The 2,941-nt window shown below is 65.3% G+C and carries 2 protein-coding genes and 1 pseudogene; 1 reads left to right on the top strand and 2 read right to left on the bottom strand.

Features of this window, described 5'->3' with window-relative positions; genetic code table 11:
- Window positions 1–94 precede the first annotated feature (94 nt).
- Window positions 95–1,621, top strand: a complete 1,527-nt coding sequence (locus tag E5W87_RS34270) for a malonyl-CoA synthase (RefSeq protein ID WP_292408018.1) — start codon at window positions 95–97, stop codon at window positions 1,619–1,621.
- A gap of 16 nt (window positions 1,622–1,637) precedes the next feature.
- Here E5W87_RS34270 and nagA read toward each other — a convergent pair whose 3' ends face one another.
- Both nagA and E5W87_RS34260 read right to left on the bottom strand, forming a co-directional pair.
- Window positions 1,638–2,807, bottom strand: coding sequence for an N-acetylglucosamine-6-phosphate deacetylase (gene nagA, locus E5W87_RS34265; RefSeq protein WP_292408015.1), 1,170 nt, complete (start codon window positions 2,805–2,807; stop codon window positions 1,638–1,640).
- Window positions 2,804–2,941, bottom strand: a pseudogene (locus E5W87_RS34260) (aminotransferase); the annotation flags it as partial. The pseudogene E5W87_RS34260 and the gene nagA, both read right to left, overlap by 4 nt.

Here is a 2,941-nt window from a genome sequence, read left to right as displayed (position 1 = left end):
CGCCCGCCGTGCGCCGCCTGCTGCCGAAACCGGCGAGGCCGGCCGCGTCGCGGCTTCCGGTGCAACCTCAGGGGAATGAGGACAAGAGGGACATATGAGCAACCATTTGTTCGACGCTTTCCGCGCCCGCATGCCGGCGCCCGAGCGTCTCCTGATGGAAACGGATGACGGGCGCTCGATCACCTATGGCGACATGCTGGCCCGATCAGCGCAACTGGCCCACGCGCTGTTGCAACTGGGCGTCGAAGTCGGCGACCCCGTCGCCGTCCAGGTCGAGAAGAGCCCGCAGGTGATCCTGCTCTATCTCGCCTGCGTGCGCGCCGGTGCGGTCTTCCTGCCGCTCAACACCGCCTATACGCTGACCGAGCTTGAATACTTCTTCGGCGATGCCGAGCCGCGGCTGGTCGTCTGCGATCCGGCACGGGCAGCCGAGATCGGCCGCCTGGCGGAGTCATCGGGCGCTATCACAGTCACGCTCGGCGGCAATGGCGAAGGCTCGCTGATGGATCAGGCCTCGCGGCAGTCTTCGGATTTCCACGATGTGGTGCGCGGGCCGGACGATCTTGCGGCGATCCTCTACACGTCGGGGACCACCGGCCGCTCCAAAGGCGCCATGCTCAGCCATGAGAACCTCGCCTCGAATGCGCGCGTGCTGGTCGATCACTGGCGCTTCACTGCTGCAGACGTCTTGATCCACGCGCTGCCGATCTTCCACACGCATGGCCTCTTCGTCGCCACCAACGTCATCCTGATGGCTGGCGCCTCGATGCTGTTCGAAACCAGATTCGACCCGGCCCGCATCGTCTCGCTGCTGCCGCGCGCCACCGCGCTGATGGGCGTGCCGACCTTCTATGTGCGCCTGCTGCAGCAGGACGGCTTGAACAGGCAGGCCGCAAAGAACATTCGCCTGTTCGTTTCCGGCTCGGCGCCGCTGCTGGCCGAGACGCACAACGCCTGGCGCGAGCGCACTGGCCATTCGATTCTCGAGCGCTACGGCATGACCGAGACCAACATGAACACGTCGAACCCTTATGATGGCGAGCGGCGCGCCGGTACGGTCGGCTTCCCCTTGCCCGGCGTGGCACTGCGCATCGCCGACCCCGACGGCGGCGCTACACTTGCCCAGGGCGAGGTCGGCATAATCGAGGTGAAGGGTCCCAATGTCTTCGGCGGCTATTGGCGCATGCCGGAGAAGACCAAAGCGGAATTCCGTGACGACGGTTTCTTCATCACCGGGGATCTCGGCCTGATCGATGCCGACGGCTATGTCCACATCGTCGGGCGCGGCAAGGATCTGATCATTTCCGGCGGCTACAACATCTATCCGAAGGAGGTCGAGAGCGAGATCGACGCGCTGCCCGGCGTCACCGAAAGCGCTGTGATCGGCGTTGCTCATCCGGATTTCGGCGAAGGCGTCACCGCTGTCGTGGTGCGCGCGCCGGCCTCGACCATCACCGCCGCCGAGATCGTTGGTGCCATCGCCGGGCGGTTGGCGAAATACAAGCACCCGAAGCGGGTGATCTTCGTCGACGAGTTGCCGCGCAACACGATGGGCAAGGTGCAGAAGAACCTGCTGCGCGAGACCTACAAGGACCTCTACGCACCGGCCAAAGCCGGCTGACGCAAGAGGTTTGCACTCAGTTGGTGCCGGCTCCGAAAACCTTGTCGCCTTCTATCCAGACGCCCTTGACGTCCAATTCGTCCGACAGCGAAACAATATCGGCGGCGGTGCCGTTGGCGAACCGCCCGAGCCGGTGCGACTGGCCGATCGCCTGCGCCGGATAGAGCGAAGCCATGCGCAGGGCCTCCGACAGCTCCAGTCCGACAATGCGGTGGACGAAGCGGACGGCGGAGATCATGTCGAGATCGGCGCCCGCCAGCGTCCCGTCGGCAAGCGTCAGCCTGCCGTCCTTGCGGTAGATAGTGCGGCCGTTCAGCGTGAACGAGGTCATATCGGTGCCGATCGTCGCCATGGCGTCGGTAACCAGAAAAATTTTTGCCGGCCCCTGCTTGGCGCGCAGCGCGATCGCCATGGTGGCGGGATCGACATGGATGCCGTCGGCGATGATGCCGGCAAACAACGTGCCCATATCGATGGCCGCGCCGGCCAGCCCCGGCTCGCGATTACCGATCTGGCTCATCGCGTTGAACAGATGCGTGACCACGGTCGCGCCGGCATCGGCAAAGGCGCGGGCCACGGTGTAACCAGTATCGGAATGGCCGAGGCTGACGACGATTCCGGCCTCTGCCAGTGCAGTGACGCGGGCAGGTTCGACGGATTCAGGCGCGATCGTTGTCAGCAGCACCGGCAGAGTTTTCCGCGTCGCTATCAGCATCGCCTGGTCGGCGTCAGTCATCGGCCGGATCAATGCTGGGTCATGCGCGCCCTTGCGGGCGATCGACAGATGCGGGCCTTCGAGATGCAGGCCCAAAAAGCCCGACACCTTCTGCTGCGCGGCATTCGCTCCGGTGGCAACCGCCGCTGCGGTGATGGCAGGCGTGTCGGTGATCAGCGTCGGCAGCAGTGCCGTCGTGCCGAACGGCGCGTGCGCCCGGCAGATGGTCTCGATCGAGGCGACATCGGGATGGTCGTTTAGCATGACGCCGCCGCCGCCATTGACCTGCAGGTCGACGAAGCCCGGAGCCAGCATGCCGCCGCCGGTCTCGATACGAGTGACGCTGGACGGAATGGCGCCTGCCGGGACGATGGCCTCGACGAGGCCGTCACGCACGACGAGGGCGGCGTTGTCGTGCCAGTCCTCGCCGTCGAATATGCGGGCGCCAGTCAGGGCAAAACGGTCGCTCATATGGTTTCCGTCACCTTGCGAAGATTGGGCGGCGTGTCCGGATCGAGGCCGCGATGGCGGGCAAAGGCCTCGACGAAGCCATAGAAGGACACGATCAGCGCCAGCGGGTCGGTCAGCGGATGGCCGGTGGCGAC

Source organism: Mesorhizobium sp. (assembly GCF_004962925.1).
Lineage (GTDB): Bacteria > Pseudomonadota > Alphaproteobacteria > Rhizobiales > Rhizobiaceae > Mesorhizobium.
This window is presented reverse-complemented; position numbering and strand designations above follow the sequence as displayed.